This window comes from Acidiphilium rubrum (genome assembly GCF_900156265.1).
GTDB lineage: Bacteria > Pseudomonadota > Alphaproteobacteria > Acetobacterales > Acetobacteraceae > Acidiphilium > Acidiphilium rubrum.
Window position 1 is genome coordinate 39,247 of sequence record NZ_FTNE01000027.1, and the last position, 15,869, is coordinate 55,115.

Consider the following 15,869-nt stretch of genomic DNA (forward strand, 5'->3'; position numbering starts at 1 on the left):
TGATGAGCCGGCTGGCCCGTATCACGCACGCGACGCCCGATTGGATCATCGGCGCCGAGCGTGCGATCACCGGCATCACCGCCGACAGCCGCGCGGTGCGGCCCGGCATGATCTTTGCTGCCCTGCCCGGCACCAGGCTCGATGGGGCGCGCTTCATTGCGGATGCGGTGGCGCGCGGTGCCGCCGCCGTGCTGGCGCCGCCTGGCACCGCCTGGCCGGCCGGCACGCCGCCGCGCCCGCTGCTGATCGAAGACAATCCCCGCCGCCGCCTCGCGGAGCTTGCGGTGGCACTGGCCGGGAAGCTGCCGCGCCGGATTGCCGCGATCACCGGCACCAACGGCAAGACCTCGACCGTCGATTTCCTGCGCCAGATCATCGTGGCTTCGGGCCGGAGCGCCGCCTCGCTCGGCACGCTCGGCCTGATCGCGCCCGGGTTTGCGCCGGGCGAAAGCCTGACCACGCCTGACCCGGTGACGCTGGCCACCACGCTCGCGCAATTGAAACAGGCCGGGATCGATGATGTGGCGCTCGAAGCCTCCTCCCACGGACTCGACCAGTGCCGGCTCGATGGGCTGCATCTCGCCGCCGCGGGGTTCACCAATCTGACGCGCGATCACCTCGATTACCACGGCGATCTGGCTGGCTATCGCGCCGCCAAGCTACGCCTGTTTACCGAATGTCTGCCGCGCGATGCGGCCGCGCTGGCGATGGCCGATCTTGATCCCGCCACGCTGGCGCTGCTGCGCGCTCATCGTCCCGATCTGGGCACGGTGGGTGAGGGTGGTTCGGTGATCGATCTGCGCGGCGCCACGCCGCTGCCGGAAGGCCAGGAATTGGTGATCCACAGCGCCGGTGCGACGCGCCGGGTTGTCCTGCCGCTGCCCGGGCGGTTTCAGGCGGATAACGCCTTGCTCGCCGCCGGGCTTGCCCGCGCGCTGGGGATCGCGGACGCGGTCGATCGCCTCACCGCTCTCGCCCCGGTGCGGGGCCGGCTGGAACGCGCCGGCATTCTGGCCAACGGGGCGGCCGCCTATGTCGATTACGCCCACACGCCGGATGCGCTCGATCGGCTGCTGACCGCGCTGCGCCCGCACGCCACCGGGCGGCTGATCCTGGTGTTCGGCGCCGGCGGCGATCGTGATCGCGGCAAGCGCCCGCTGATGGGCGCGGTCGCGGCGCGCCGCGCCGATATCGTTATCGTGACCGACGATAATCCGCGCAGCGAAAATCCCGATGCGATCCGCGCCGCCATTTTGGCCGCCTGCCCCGAGGCGCATGACATCGGCGATCGCCGCACCGCGATTGCCACCGGGCTTGGCATGCTGCGCGCGGGCGATGTGCTCGCGGTGGCCGGCAAGGGGCATGAGCAGGGCCAGACCATTGGCACCACCACGCTGCCGTTCGACGATGCCGCAATCATCCGGGCGCTGCTGGCATGACGATATTATGGTCCGCCGACGAGCTCGCGATCGCCACCGGCGGCGCGTTTCCGCGTGATCGGTTCGCGGCATCCGGCGTCGCGATCGATAGCCGCAGCCTGGGTGCGGGCGATCTGTTCGTGGCCTTGCAGGATACGCGCGACGGGCATGATTTCGTGCCCGACGCCTTGCGGCAGGGGGCTGCCGGTGCGCTGGTCTCGCAGGATGCGGGCGCAGGTCCGGCTTTGCTGGTCGAGGATACCGAGGACGCGCTGAGCCGGCTTGGCGCGTTCGGCCGCGCCCGCAGCGCCGCACGGGTTGCCGCGGTTACAGGGAGTGTCGGCAAATCCACCACCAAGGAAATGCTGCGCCGCATTTTCACGGGTTTCGGTGCGACGCACGCCGCCGAAGCCTCGTTCAACAACCATATCGGCGTGCCGCTGACCTTGGCACGGCTGCCGGCCGATGCGGCTTACGCGGTGGTTGAAATCGGCATGAACCACCCCGGCGAAATTGCCCCGCTCGCGGCGATTGCGCGACCCCATGTCGCGATCATCACCAGCATCGCGGCATCGCATATCGGCCTGATGGGCTCGATCGAGGCGATCGCGGATGAAAAGGCCGAAGTGCTGCGCGGCCTGCTGCCCGGTGGCACGGCGGTGCTGCCGCGCGGGCCGCATCTCGCGCGCCTCGCGCGCCGCGCGCCGGATGGTGCGACGATCATCTCGTTCGGTACGCATGATCTGGCCGAAGCCCGGCTGCTCGATGCTGACAGCGATGCCGGCGGTGTCTCGGTCACCGCCAACATTCTCAATCGCATCGTGCGCCTGCGCCTTGCCGCGCCCGGCACCCATATGGCGATCAACGCGGTGGCGGCGCTCGCTGCCGCTGTGGCACTCGGGCTCGATGCCGAAGCGGCGGCCGCCGCGCTCGATGGGTTTGCCCCGCTCCCCGGCCGGGGTGCGCAGCGCAGCCTGCGGATCGGCGGTGGTACGATCACCCTGCTTGATGAAAGCTACAATGCCTCCGGTGCTTCGATCCGCGCGGCCCTCGATGTGCTGGCGCTGCATCCCGGCCGCCATATCGTCGTGCTTGGCGACATGCTGGAACTCGGCGACTACGCCGATGACGAGCATCGCGATCTTGCGGCACCGGTGGCCGCGGTCGCCGACCTGGTGTTCGCCTGCGGCGAGAAGATGCGCCTGCTGGCCGATGATCTGCCGCCCGCCTGCGCGAGCCACTGGGCACCCACCGCCGCTGACCTCGCACCTTCGGTGCGCGATGCGCTGCGCGACGGCGACGTCGTGTTAGTCAAGGGCAGCCTCGGCTCGCGGATGCGCACCATCATCACTCTTCTTGAAGACGCCGCCTGATGCTTTACGCCCTTCTCCTGCCGCACAGCGCCGCGTTTCACGTGCTGAACCTGATCCGCTACATCACCTTCCGCGCCGGTGGTGCGTGCATCACCTCGTTGATCGTGAGTTTCCTGCTCGGCCCGCGCCTGATCCGCTGGCTGAAATCCCTCCAGCGGCAGGGTCAGCCGATCCGCCTCGATGGGCCCGAGCGGCATCTGATCGAGAAAAAAGGCACGCCCACCATGGGCGGTTTTCTGATCCTGATCGCGATGAGCGTGTCCACCCTGCTCTGGGCCGATCTTGAAAACGGCTATGTCTGGGCGGTGCTGATGGTCACGATCGGCTACGGCGCGATCGGGTTTGCCGATGATTTCCTGAAACTGACCAAGCGCAACACCAAGGGCGTGCCCGGCCGGGTCAAGCTGGTGTTCCAGGCGCTGATCGGCCTGGTCGCGGCGATCTGGATCACTGAGCTGATGCCGCCGGGGATTGCCGATGATCTGGCGGTGCCGGTGTTCAAATCGCTGCTGATCCCGTTCGGGCTGGCGTTTCCGCTGATCGCGATGTTCGTCATGATGGGCGCCTCGAACGCGGTGAACCTGACCGATGGGCTGGATGGTCTGGCGATCGTGCCGACGATCATTGCCGCCGGCGTGTTCGCGCTGATCGCCTATCTGGTCGGCAACCGCATTTTTGCGCATTACCTGCAGATCAATTTCGTACCCGGTACCGGTGAGCTCGCGGTGTTCTGCTCGGCGCTGATCGGCTCGGGCATGGGGTTTCTGTGGTATAACGCACCGCCCGCCGCGGTATTCATGGGCGATACCGGGTCGCTCGCGCTGGGTGGCGCGCTCGGTTCGGTTGCGGTTGCGACCAAGAACGAGATCGTGCTCGCGATCGTCGGCGGTCTGTTTGTTGTCGAAACGGTTTCGGTGATCGTGCAGGTGTTCTGGTACAAGCGCACCGGCCGGCGGGTGTTTTTGATGGCGCCGTTGCATCATCATTTCGAAAAGAAGGGTCTGGCGGAACCGACGATCGTGATCCGGTTCTGGATCGTCGCGATGATTCTGGGATTGGCAGGGTTGGCAACCCTGAAGATCCGATGAGCAACGTTATCAAACCCTGGCCGCGCGTGTTCGAAGGCCAGAGTTTCGCCGTGCTCGGCCTTGGCCAGAACGGGCTGCCCGCCGCCGTCACGTTGCGGACCATGGGGGCCGCGGTGGTCGCCTGGGACGATGATGCGACGCGGCGCGATGCGGCCCAGGCGGCTGGTATTCCGCTCGCTAGGCCAAGCGAGGTCGATCAGCTCGACGCGCTGATCCTCTCGCCGGGGATTCCGCATGATCGTCCCGCACCGCACCCCGAGGCGGCGGCGATGCGCGCGCGGGGCGTGGCTATTCTGTCGGATGCCGAATTGTTGTTCCGCGCGGTGCGCGCCGCCGGCAGCGCCGCGCGATTCGCTGGCATTACCGGCACGAACGGCAAATCGACCACGACGGCGCTGCTCGCGCATATTTTCGCAACCTCTGGCGTGCCGGTCGCCGCTGGCGGCAACCTCGGGCCGGCGTCGCTCGCGCTGCCGCTGCTGCCCGATGACGGCATTTATGTGCTGGAAATGTCGAGTTACATGTTGGAGCGAATCGCAACGATGCGCTTCGATGCAGCCATAATGCTGAACCTTACCCACGACCACCTCGACCGCCATGGCAGCATGGCCGGATACGTCGCTGCAAAGGCAGCGATTTTTGCGCGTCAAACCGATACCGATACGGCGGTGATCGGTATCGACGACGAACCGTCGCGCGTTTTGGCCGGGGACATTGCAACGCATGCGGCCAGCTTGATCCGGATTTCGGGCGATCACCGGGCGGATTTTTTCGCCGATCGTCGCATCCTGCAAGATGAATTTGGCCCGATCGCCGATCTGTCAACCGCGCCCGCGCTGCGCGGCACGCACAATGCGCAGAACGCCGCCGCCGCGGCGGCGGTGGCGCTGGCGCTGGGGATCGAACGCGGCCGCATCGCACCGGCGCTTGCGAGCTTTGCCGGGTTGCCGCACCGCCAGCAGCGTATCGCGACGATCGATGGCGTCGACTTCATCGATGACAGCAAGGCCACCAATGCCGATGCCGCCGCGCGCGCGCTCGATAGTTTCGAGCGGGTGGTCTGGATTGCGGGCGGCATCGGCAAGGATGGCGGCATCGCTGGACTGGCGCCCTGGTTCGACCGGATCGACCATGCCGTGCTGATCGGCCGCGATGCTTCGATGTTCGCGCAAACCCTCGCCGCGCACGGCGTCGCGCATGAAATCGCCGGCACGCTCGACCGTGCGGTGCCGCTGGCCTTCGACCGCGCGCGCCGGCACGGCATCGATACCGTGCTGCTCTCACCGGCGGCGGCGAGTTTCGACCAGTTCGCCAATTATGCTGAGCGCGGCTTGCAGTTTGCTGCCCTCGCACGTTCGATCCCGGCACGTTCGATCAGCCTGCCGGCGGCGTGCACCTGATGCCGATTCTCTCACGCGCGGATACCTCGGTCGTCGGGCGCTGGTGGTGGAGCATCGATCGCGTCATGCTCACCGCCCTGATCCTGCTGGTCGGCATCGGCTATGTGCTGGCGCTTGCGGCGACGCCGGCCACCAATATCGCTTTGTCCGACCCGCGCACGATGGTGATGATCAAGCAGATCGTCTACCTCGCGGTCGGCGCCTTCGTGATGATCGCGACCTCGATGCTCGACCTCAAGCAGGTCAAGCTCGCGGCACTGGGTATCGGCATCATTTTTCTGATCCTGACCGCCTTCACTTTGGTGCATGGCGTGGTGATCGATGGTGGGCGGCGCTGGATCGCGCTGCCCGGCTTTACGATCCAGCCTTCCGAATTCCTCAAGCCCGCGCTGATCATCGCGACCGCCTGGCTGCTCGCCGAGCGCCGCCGCACCCCTGGCTTTCCCGGCATGATGGCAGCACTCGGCCTCAACGGTTTGGTGCTGCTGATGCTGCTGCGCCAGCCCGATGTCGGCTCGACCGCGCTGGTCGCCTCGACCTTCCTGGTCCAGTTGTTCCTCGATGGGCTCAATGTGTATTGGGTCGGCATCGCGGTGGCCGGGTTCGGGGCCGCGGGTTTTGCGGCGTTCGAGTTCATCGCCCATGTCCACATGCGCGTGATGCTGTTTCTGCACCCGACCAAGGACAAGGCGTATCAGGCGATCACCGCACTTTCGGCGTTCGGCAACGGCGGCCTGTGGGGCCGTGGCCCCGGCGAAGGCCAGGTGAAACATTATCTGCCGGATGCGCGCGCCGATTTCGTGTTCGCGGTGGCCGGCGAGGAATTCGGGTTGATCGTCTGCCTCGGCATTATTCTGATCTTCGCGGTCATCGTGCTGCGCGGCCTCGCGCGCATCCTGCGTGAGACCGATCTGTTCGTGGCCCTGGCGGCGTCGGGCCTGCTGGTCAGTTTCGGGCTGCAGGCGTTCATCAACATGGCGTCGTCGCTGTCGCTGATCCCGACCAAGGGCATGACGCTGCCGTTCATTTCCTACGGTGGTTCGGCGGTGCTCGCGGTCGGGCTGCACATGGGATTCCTGCTCGCGCTGACCCGCAAGCGCAACCACGCGGAACGCGCCGCCGAACGCGGTGCCGGCGCGACCATGCAGGACCGGGTGGCATGAGAGGCACGATGCTCAAACCCATCATCATCGCCGCCGGAGGCACCGGCGGTCATTTGTTTCCGGCCGAAGCCGTGGCCGATGTGCTGATGCGGCGGGGTGAGCGCGTGGTGCTGATGACCGATGCGCGCTCCGGCGCCGGTCAATCCGCGGTCTTCGCCGGGTGCGAGCAGCATGTGATCGAAGGGGCCGGCCTTGCCGGGCGCAGCCCCGCGCTGGTCGCCGCCGGCCTGCGGCAACTCGCGCGCGGCACGAAATCGGCCCGCACCCTGCTCACCACGCTCGACGCGGCGGCGGTGATCGGGTTCGGTGGCTATCCCTCGGTGCCGCCGATCGTGGCAACGCTCGGCCTGCGTCGCCGGCCCGCGGTTATTCTGCACGACCAGAACGCCATCCTCGGCGGTGCCAATCGCATGCTCGCGCGGATCGCGGATCATCTGGCGACCAGTTTTCCAAAGACCGAGGCAGTGCCACGGCGGATCAAGACCACGCTGACTGGTAATCCGGTGCGCCCGGCGGTGGTGAACCTGCTCGCCGCGCCCTTCGTGCCGCCCGCTCAAACCATCGATCTGCTGGTGCTGGGCGGCTCGCTCGGCGCGCGGATTTTTGCGAGCCTGATCCCGGCCGCGCTTGCGGCCCTGCCCGAACCCCTGCGCCGCCGGATCCGCCTGACCATGCAATGCCCGCAACCCGAAATCGCGGCCGCGCGCGCGCTGCTGGATGCCGCCGCGATCACCAACGACCTCGCACCGTTTTTCACCGATGTCGCACCCCGCATCGCCGCCGCACATCTGGTCATCGCCCGCGCCGGGGGCTCGACGGTTGCCGAACTCGCGGTGATCGGCCGGCCGGCGATTTTCATCCCGCTCGCGATCAATACCGATCAGCGCCACAACGCCGATGCGATCGCGCGCAAGGGCGGCGCCATCCGGCTCGATCAGGCGAGCCTCACCCCGCCCGTGCTGGCTCGCGCGGTCGAGACGCTGCTGGCCGAACCCGGCCGGCTGGCCGCGATGGCCCAGGCGGCGGCCGCCTGCGGCATCGCCGATGCCAGCACGCGGCTCGCCGATCTGGTGCAATCCTGTGTCGCGGCGCGCGTATCATGAGGGCGATGCCGCTCGGGATCGGGATGATCCATTTCGTTGGTATCGGCGGTATCGGCATGTCCGGCATTGCCGAGGTGCTGCATAATCTGGGCTACGCCGTGCAGGGTTCCGACATTGCGGAAAACGCCAACGTCGCCCGGCTGCGCGCCGCCGGCATCCAGGTCGCGATCGGCCATGCCGCCGCCAACCTCGGCGCCGCCCAGGTCGTCGTGATCTCGACCGCGGTGCCGCGTGACAATCCCGAGGTTCAGGCCGCGCGCAGCAAGCTGATCCCGGTGGTGCGGCGCGCTGAAATGCTGGCCGAACTGATGCGCCTGCGCTGGTCGGTCGCGATCGGCGGCACCCACGGCAAGACCACCACCACCAGCATCGTCGCCGCTGTGCTCGAAGGTGCCGGGTTCGATCCCACCGTGATCAACGGCGGCATCATCAACGCCTACGGCACCAATGCGCGCCTCGGCACCGGCGACTGGATGGTGGTCGAGGCCGATGAAAGCGACGGCAGCTTTCTTCGCCTGCCCTCGGTCATCGCGGTCGTCACCAATATGGACCCCGAACATCTCGACCATTGGGGCACCCGCGAGGCGATGGAGGCGGGCTATCGGCAGTTCGTCTCGAACATCCCGTTCTATGGTTTCGCGGTGCTGTGCATCGATCATCCGGCGGTGCAGCAGATGATCCCCGATCTGTCGGATCATCGGCTGATCACCTATGGGTTCTCGCCGCAGGCCGATGTCCGTGCCGAGCGCATCATGTCCGACCGCAATGGCGCGACCTTCGAGGTGCGCCTGTCCGACCGCATCGGCGGCAAGGCGCGCCGGATGGGCCCGTTCCGCCTGCCGATGCTCGGCAATCACAACGTGTCCAACGCGCTCGCGGCCATCACCATCGGGCTGGAGATGGACGTGCCCGAAATCGATCTGCGCGCCGCCCTGGCGGGGTTTGCCGGCGTCAAGCGCCGTTTCACCAAAACCGGCGAGGTCGGCGGCATCACCATCATCGATGATTACGGCCATCACCCGGTCGAGATCGCGGCGGTGCTGAAGGCGGCGCGGCAGGCCGGCGCGCGCGAGGTGATTGCCGTCGTGCAGCCGCACCGGTTTTCGCGCCTTGCCTCGCTGTTCGATGATTTCTGCACCTGCATGAACGATGCCGACACTGTTATCGTCGCTGATGTGTACGCCGCCGGTGAAGAGCCGATCGAAGGCGTCGATCGCGATGCCTTGATCGATGGCCTGCGCTCGCGCCAGCATCGTGCCGTGGTGCCGTTGGCCAGCCCCGATCATCTGGCCGAAATGGTCAACGCGATCGCCCGCCCCGGCGATTTCGTGGTGTGTCTCGGTGCCGGCACCATCACCCAATGGGCGCAGGCGCTGCCGGCGCAGTTGCAGGCGCTGACCGATCAGAATCGCCGCGGCCAGGGTGGCCTGCGATGATGGCCGCCAGCATCCAGGCCGACTGGCGCGACAGCCTGCCGACCCCGCGCGGCCGGGTCGCGTTCGATGCGCCGCTGGGGGCGGCCACCTGGTTTCGGGTGGGGGGTGAGGCCGCGTATCTGCTGCGCCCGCAGGACGCCGATGATCTGGCGGCGTTCATGGCTTCGGTGCCGCCCGAACTGCCGGTTACCATCATCGGGGCGGCCTCGAACCTGATTATTCGCGATGGCGGGATTCCCGGCATCGTCGTCAAACTCGCGCGCGGCTTCAGCGACATCGCGATCGAGCCCGATGGCGTGATCGCGGGTGCGGCGGCGCTCGACATGACGATTGCCGAAACCGCCGCCGCCGCCGGTCTTGCCGGTCTCGAATTCCTGTCCGGCATTCCCGGCTCGCTCGGCGGTGCCGTCGCGATGAACGCCGGCGCCTATGGCAGCGAAATCCGCGACGTGCTCGACTGGGCCGAGATCATCGGGCGCGACGGCACCATCGCCCGCTACACCGCGGCCGATCTCGCGCTGTCCTACCGCCATGCCAGCCTGCCGCCGGGCGGCATCGTTGTGCGTGCGCGCCTGATCGCGCGCGGCGATCAACCGGCAGCGATCGCCGCCAGGATGGCCGATATCCGCACCAATCGCGAGGCGAGCCAGCCGATCCGCGCGCGCACCGGCGGCTCGACGTTTCGTAACCCGGAGGGTCACAAGGCCTGGCAGTTGATCGATCAGGCGGGCTGCCGCGGCATGGTGATCGGCGATGCCCAGGTTTCTGAAAAACACTGCAATTTCCTGATTAATCGCGGTGCCGCCACCGCCGCCGACCTCGAAGCTCTGGGCGATGCGGTGCGCGCGCGCGTGCGCGCCGAAACCGGCATTGCGCTGCTGTGGGAAATCAAGCGCATCGGCGTCGCGCCAGGGGCGCGGTCATGATCGGCGCCTCGCCCGGCATCAAGCGCGTCGCGGTGCTGTTCGGTGGCATCTCGGCGGAGCGCGAGGTTAGTCTCGCCACCGGCCGCCAGGTGATCGCCGCCCTGCGCACCGCCGGCTACGAGGTGCTCGCCATCGAGGTCGGGGCCGATCTCGGCGCGGTGATCGCCGCACTCACGCCCGCGCCGGATGCGGTGTTCAACGCGCTGCACGGCCGCTTCGGCGAGGATGGCACGATCCAGGGCGTGCTCGACTATATGGGCATCCCCTACACCCATTCCGGCGTGCGCGCCTCCGCGATGGCGATGGATAAATCGGTCGCCAAGGCCGCTTTCGCCGCCGCCGGCCTGCCGCTGGCGCAGCATCGCATCGTGCCGCGCGACGAACTCGCCGAGGCCGATCCGCTGCCGCGGCCCTATGTGCTGAAACCGGTCAATGAAGGCTCTTCGGTCGGTGTGCATATCATCCGCCACGGCGATAATCGCCGCGCCGATATCGCGCGCGACTGGCCGTTCGGCGACACCGTGATGGCCGAGGAATATATCCCGGGCCGCGAACTCACCGTCGCCGTGCTCGATGGCCGGGCGCTGGCGGTGACCGAAATCCGCTCTGATGGGTTCTACGACTACACGGCCAAATATGCCGAAGGCGGCTCCCGCCACGATGTGCCGGCCCGCGTGACGCAGGAAATCACCGCGCGGGCCAAGGATGTCGCGGTCGCGGCGCATCACGCGCTCGGCTGCCGCGGCGCCTCGCGCGCCGATTTCCGATACGATGACGAAACCGATCGCCTGGTGCTGCTCGAGGTCAATACCCAGCCGGGCCTGACGCCGACCTCGCTGGTGCCCGAGCAGGCGGCTTATTGCGGCATCGATTTCCCGGCGCTGTGCGCCTGGATGGTGGAGCACGCCGCATGCCGCGTGTAAAACCCAAATCCCGCAAGCCGGTCGTGCAGGATCGCCCCAGCGCGCGCACCCTGCTGCTGCGCCGGCTGCGCAAATCGCGCAAGCCGATTATTTTCGGCATCGCCATCGTGTCTGCCCTGGTGATCGTGCCGCTCGGGCTGCGCGGGGTCGATGCGCTGTTCCGCCCGGTGCATAACGCCGCCGCCGCGGTGCTGGCGGATGGCGGCTTCCGGGTTCGCCATATCGAAATCTCCGGTGCCTCGACCACGCCCCGCGCGGCGATCGAGCGGGCGCTCGGTGTGGCCAAGGGCATGCCGATCCTCGGATTTTCGCCCGCCCAGGCCTCGGCGCGGATCGCGGCCCTGGGGGCGGTGCGCAGCGCGACGGTCGAACGCCTGCTGCCCGATACGGTGCGGGTTGCCGTGGTCGAGCGCCGTCCCATCGCGATCTGGCAACAGCCCGACAACCGCTTCGCCCTGATCGGGCCGGACGGCACCGTGCTGCTCGGCCACGATGCCGCGGCCGCCCGCGCGCACGACCCTGACCTGCCGCTGCTGGTCGGCGCCGGCGTGCCGCAGCACGCAAAAGCGCTGCTCGCCCTGCTGAAACAATATCCCTCGATCGCCAAACACGTCGTCGCCGCGGAACGGATCGACAATCTGCGCTGGAATCTGCTGCTGCGCGACCACACCACGGTCAAGCTGCCGGACCAGCACGAAGCGACCGCGATGGCGCGGCTGATGCAGGCGGATGACCGGATCAACCTGCTGGAACGCCCGGTGCTGACCATCGATCTGCGGCTCGCGGATCGTCTGGTGGTGCGCCCCTATCCCAAGGGGTTCCTTTCGGAAGCCGCAGCACCGGGGCATCAATCATGAAAAGGACCGCGCCATGAACGACATGTCGAGGCGTGCCGCGCTGCCATCGCCAAAAGGCGAGGGGCGGCCTGACAACGCAAGGCCGCGGCCCGCGCGATCCGGCCCGTTCGGCGTGCTCGACATCGGTTCGACCAAAATCGCCTGCCTGATCGGCCGTGCGGAGTCCGATGGCCGGCTCCGCGCGCTGGGGTTCGGCTGGCAGAAGGGCAGCGGCATCAAGGCGGGCGGCATCGTCGATCTTGACGAGGCCGAGCGCAGCATCCGCGCTGCCGTCGGTGCGGCGGAAGACCAGGCCGACATGCGGTTGAAATCGGTCGTGGTCAATTTGTCCTGCGGCCAGCCGCAGTCGCGGCTGTTCAACGTGCAATGGCCGATCGATGGCCGTGCCGTCACCGGCGATGATATCCGCCGCGTCGTCCGCGAAGCGCGCGCCCGTGCCTCAACCGAGGGGCGCGGCACCATCCATGTCCTGCCGCTGAACTTTGCGAGTGACGAGACCGGCGGCGTCGCCGATCCGCGCGGCCTGTATTGCGACACGCTGACGGCGCAGCTTCATGTTGTCGATGCCGCCTCCACCGCGATCAAGACCATGACCGCCTGCCTCGAGCGGTGCGAGCTTGAAATATCGGCGATGGTTTCCGCCCCGTTCGCCGCCGGCCTCGCCACTCTGGTGGCAGACGAGCGCGAGCTCGGCGCCACCGTGATCGATATGGGCGGCGGCACCACCACGATTTCGGTGTTTGCCGAAGGTCATCTGCTGCACACCGCCCAGCTGCCGATCGGCGGCATTCACGTCACCAACGATGTCGCCCGCCTGCTGTCCACCCAGGTTGCCCATGCCGAGCGGTTGAAAACCCTGTTCGGCAGTTGCCAGGAAAGCCCGGACGATGTGCGCGAACTGCTGCACGTGCCGCTGGTCGGCGAGGCGGAATATCAGCTCGCCAAAGTGCCGCGCAGCGCGCTGGTTTCGATTATCCGCCCACGCCTCGAAGAGATTTTCGAACTGGCGCGCGACCGGATCGAAACCTCCGGCCTCGGCCGCGCTGCCGGTGGGCGCGTGGTGCTGACCGGTGGTGCCGCACAATTGGTCGGCGCGCGTGAACTCGCCGCGCATATCCTCAACCGGCAGGTCCGGCTCGGCCGGCCGTTCGGCGTGATCGGCCTGCCGGATGCCGCGACCGGGCCCAATTTCGCCACACTGATCGGGCTCCTGGCGTTTGCCACCGGCGATGGCCAGACCATGCACGATCTCGATTTCACCGCCGAGACGCCAAGCAGCGCCGTTGGCCGCATCATCAATTTCCTCAAGCGGCGCCTCTGACATGACGCACCGCCCCCACGCCGCAACCCCTCGTTCACCCGCCTTTCGCGCGATCGCAAAACGCGTAACGCCCGCCTGCCAGGAGACATAATCATGACCCTCAACCTCATCCCCCAGAAGACCAGCCACACCGATTTCACCCCCCGCATCACCGTCATCGGTGTCGGCGGCGGTGGGACCAACGCGGTCAACAACATGATCGCGCTCAATCTGCCCGGTGTCGATTTCGTGGTCGCGAACACCGATGCGCAGCAATTGATTCTCTCGCGCGCCGAACGCCGCATCCAGCTTGGCCCGCACATCACCCAGGGCAACGGCGCTGGCGGCCGGCCGGAAGTCGGTAAGGCCTCCGCCGAGGAAGCCGCCGAGGATCTCGCCCGCCACCTCGATGGCGCGCATATGGTGTTCATCACCGCCGGCATGGGCGGCGGCACCGGCACCGGTGCGGCGCCGGTGATTGCCCGGATGGCGCGCGAACGCGGTATTCTCACCGTCGGCGTCGTCACCAAGCCGTTTTCCTTCGAAGGCAAGCGCCGCCTGAAATCGGCCGATGAAGGCATCACCGAACTGCAGAACTATGTCGATACCCTGATCGTCATTCCGAACCAGAACCTGTTCAAGGTCGCCAACGAGCGCACCGGCTGGAAGGAAGCGTTCGAAATGGCCGACCATGTGCTCTACATGGGCGTGCGCGGCGTGACCGATCTGATGGTCGTGCCTGGTATGGTCAATCTGGATTACGCCGACATCCGTTCGGTGATGTCGGAAATGGGCAAGGCCATGATGGGCACCGGCGAGGCCGAGGGCGAAGACCGCGCCATCCGCGCCGCCGAGGCCGCGATTTCCAACCCGCTGCTCGAAGACACCAACATGAAGGGCGCGCGCGGCCTGCTGATCAACATCACCGGCGGTTCCGACCTCACCCTGTTCGAGCTTGACCAGGCGGCCAATCGCATCCGCGAGGAAGTCGACGAAGATGCCAACATCATGGTCGGCATGGCGCTCGATGAAAACCTCGGCGGCCGCGTCCGCATTTCGGTTGTCGCCACCGGCATCGATTCCGCCGCACCGGCGCAGTCCGAACGGCCGAAACTGGTCGCCATGGGCGGTGGTGGCGGTATCATGACCGATGCGGTCGGCAACACCAGCACCGGTCAGCACCAGCAGCCGGTTCTGAACGTGGTTCCCTCCAGCCCGATGCAGTACGCACCGCAACAGGCACCGATGGCCCCCACCCAGGCCGCACACGCCCAGGCGATGCACGCTCAACCGATGACGCAGGGCGAACCGCCGATGCGCGCGCCGATCTCAGCACCCGCCGCCTATCGCGATGCACCCCGGGCCGCCGAACCGGCGCGCAAGGCGAGCCTGTTCAGCCGCATGACCAACGGCTTCCGCGGTGCCGCGGCTCCGCAGCCGATGCCGACCGAAGCCCCCCGCCAGGAGCCGCAGCAGCACGCCTATGTGACGCCGCAGGAAGCGGCACCGCAACACTACCAGGCACCGGCTCCTCAGCAGCACCAATCGGCACCGGCACCGCATGTCGCCGTGGCACCGGTGCAGCAGAGCGAACCACGCCCGGCCGTCCGCCTCGCCCATAACGAGGAAATCGGGATCGACATCCCCGCCTTCCTCCGCCGCCAGCAGTCCTGACGCTCCGTCCACCCAGACGGCGCCCGCGCAAAACGCCGGCGCCGTTCTCGGCGGAAATGCTCCGCCGGATCGAACGGCGCGGCCTCGGCCGCGTCGGCTTTTCCGACCTGTTCCACGCGCTGATGACCATGCGGCTGGCCACCCTGGTCGGCCTGCTGGCACTCGGCATCGTGGCGATGAATTTCATGTTCGGCACGATCTACTGGCTGACCGGCGGCATCGGCGGTGCCCAGCCCGGCAACTACGGCGATGCCGTGTTCTTCTCGGTGCAGACCTTCTCGACCACCGGCTATGGCGTGCTCTACCCCAAGACCATCCTGGCCAATTCGGTTGCCAGCGTCGAAATCATCACCGGCCTGCTCTCCACCGCACTCGCCACCGGCCTGCTGTTCGCCCGCCTCTCGCGGCCGCAGGCGCGTGTGATGTTTTCGAAAATCGCCGTCATTCACCCGGTCAATGGCGTCCCCACGCTGATGTTCCGCGCCGCCAACCGCCGCCGCAACGCCCTGACCAACGCGGAAATGACGGTCGCCATGACCCGCGACGAAATCGACCCCGAAGGCAACAATCTGCGCCGCCTGCTCGACCTCACTCTGGTGCGCGACCGCTCACCCGCCTTCGCGCTGTCCTGGTCGGTCATGCATCGCATCACCGAATCCAGCCCGCTCTACGGGCTCGATGCCGAAGCCCTGGCGCGGGAGCACTGCATCTTTATCTGCGTCCTCACCGGCCTCGACGACACGCTGCTCTCGACCGTCGCGACCCGCCATATCTATAACTTCACCGATATCAAATTCGGCGCCCGTTTCGTCGATATTTTCGATCGCGCGGCCGATGGCAGTTTCGCGATCGACTACACCCGGTTTCATGATTTGGAAGAATAATACCAACCGCCTAAACGGTTGACTCGCGGGGGATTCTCAAATTTTTGTGGCTGTGTTTGAATGATTTCTGTCGATTCGCGAGGACGGAGGGATCATGTCGCAGGCATTGGCGATCACCAATCATGATCATACGGCGGCCGATTTACGCCGTTTGATGTCGCGCCAGCGCGACGGCGATGTGGTTCGCCGGCTTTCGGCATTGGCGCTGGTGCTTGAGGGCAAATCGCGTGCGGAGGCAGCTGCGTTGAGCGGCATGCAGCGTCAGATATTGCGCGACTGGGTGCGTCGCTACAATGCCGAAGGGGTGAGTGGCTTAACGTCACG

General features: G+C 67.0%; 14 protein-coding genes. All 14 read left to right on the forward strand.

Features of this window, described 5'->3' with window-relative positions; genetic code table 11:
- The first annotated feature begins 2 nt into the window (after positions 1-2).
- Complete coding sequence (locus BW994_RS15755; protein ID WP_035229809.1) at positions 3-1,439, forward strand: UDP-N-acetylmuramoyl-L-alanyl-D-glutamate--2,6-diaminopimelate ligase; 1,437 nt, start codon at positions 3-5, stop codon at positions 1,437-1,439.
- Entirely contained in the window at positions 1,436-2,791 is a 1,356-nt protein-coding gene (locus BW994_RS15760; protein WP_029312956.1) for a UDP-N-acetylmuramoyl-tripeptide--D-alanyl-D-alanine ligase, read from the forward strand. Before BW994_RS15755 ends, BW994_RS15760 begins: the two co-directional genes overlap by 4 nt.
- On the forward strand, positions 2,791-3,879 hold the full coding sequence (mraY, locus tag BW994_RS15765; protein ID WP_029312955.1) for a phospho-N-acetylmuramoyl-pentapeptide-transferase: 1,089 nt from the start codon (positions 2,791-2,793) through the stop codon (positions 3,877-3,879). Before BW994_RS15760 ends, mraY begins: the two co-directional genes overlap by 1 nt.
- Positions 3,876-5,279 carry a UDP-N-acetylmuramoyl-L-alanine--D-glutamate ligase gene (gene murD, locus BW994_RS15770; protein WP_029312954.1) on the forward strand — a complete coding sequence of 468 codons (1,404 nt, stop codon included), beginning with the start codon at positions 3,876-3,878 and terminating at the stop codon, positions 5,277-5,279. Before mraY ends, murD begins: the two co-directional genes overlap by 4 nt.
- Positions 5,279-6,442, forward strand: a complete 1,164-nt coding sequence (locus BW994_RS15775) for an FtsW/RodA/SpoVE family cell cycle protein (RefSeq protein WP_029312953.1) — start codon at positions 5,279-5,281, stop codon at positions 6,440-6,442. Before murD ends, BW994_RS15775 begins: the two co-directional genes overlap by 1 nt.
- Positions 6,439-7,545 carry a UDP-N-acetylglucosamine--N-acetylmuramyl-(pentapeptide) pyrophosphoryl-undecaprenol N-acetylglucosamine transferase gene (locus BW994_RS15780; protein WP_029312952.1) on the forward strand — a complete coding sequence of 369 codons (1,107 nt, stop codon included), beginning with the start codon at positions 6,439-6,441 and terminating at the stop codon, positions 7,543-7,545. The genes BW994_RS15775 and BW994_RS15780 overlap by 4 nt, the downstream gene beginning before the upstream one ends.
- Positions 7,542-8,981 (forward strand): UDP-N-acetylmuramate--L-alanine ligase, encoded by a 1,440-nt coding sequence (murC, locus tag BW994_RS15785; protein ID WP_029312951.1) that lies wholly within the window; start codon positions 7,542-7,544, stop codon positions 8,979-8,981. Before BW994_RS15780 ends, murC begins: the two co-directional genes overlap by 4 nt.
- Complete coding sequence (gene murB, locus BW994_RS15790) at positions 8,978-9,907, forward strand: UDP-N-acetylmuramate dehydrogenase (protein WP_029312950.1); 930 nt, start codon at positions 8,978-8,980, stop codon at positions 9,905-9,907. The genes murC and murB overlap by 4 nt, the downstream gene beginning before the upstream one ends.
- Complete coding sequence (locus BW994_RS15795) at positions 9,904-10,830, forward strand: D-alanine--D-alanine ligase (protein ID WP_029312949.1); 927 nt, start codon at positions 9,904-9,906, stop codon at positions 10,828-10,830. The genes murB and BW994_RS15795 overlap by 4 nt, the downstream gene beginning before the upstream one ends.
- Positions 10,818-11,687, forward strand: a complete 870-nt coding sequence (locus tag BW994_RS15800) for a cell division protein FtsQ/DivIB (RefSeq protein ID WP_029312948.1) — start codon at positions 10,818-10,820, stop codon at positions 11,685-11,687. Before BW994_RS15795 ends, BW994_RS15800 begins: the two co-directional genes overlap by 13 nt.
- A 13-nt stretch (positions 11,688-11,700) precedes the next feature.
- Complete coding sequence (ftsA, locus tag BW994_RS15805) at positions 11,701-13,008, forward strand: cell division protein FtsA (protein WP_029312947.1); 1,308 nt, start codon at positions 11,701-11,703, stop codon at positions 13,006-13,008.
- A gap of 93 nt (positions 13,009-13,101) precedes the next feature.
- On the forward strand, positions 13,102-14,661 hold the full coding sequence (gene ftsZ / locus BW994_RS15810) for a cell division protein FtsZ (protein ID WP_029312946.1): 1,560 nt from the start codon (positions 13,102-13,104) through the stop codon (positions 14,659-14,661).
- 56 nt (positions 14,662-14,717) lie between these two features.
- Positions 14,718-15,545: an ion channel gene (locus BW994_RS15815; protein ID WP_051657508.1), complete on the forward strand. Its 828-nt coding sequence runs from the start codon at positions 14,718-14,720 to the stop codon at positions 15,543-15,545.
- A gap of 94 nt (positions 15,546-15,639) precedes the next feature.
- A partial coding sequence (locus BW994_RS15820) for a helix-turn-helix domain-containing protein (protein ID WP_139334155.1) occupies positions 15,640-15,869 on the forward strand: 230 nt, incomplete at its 3' end.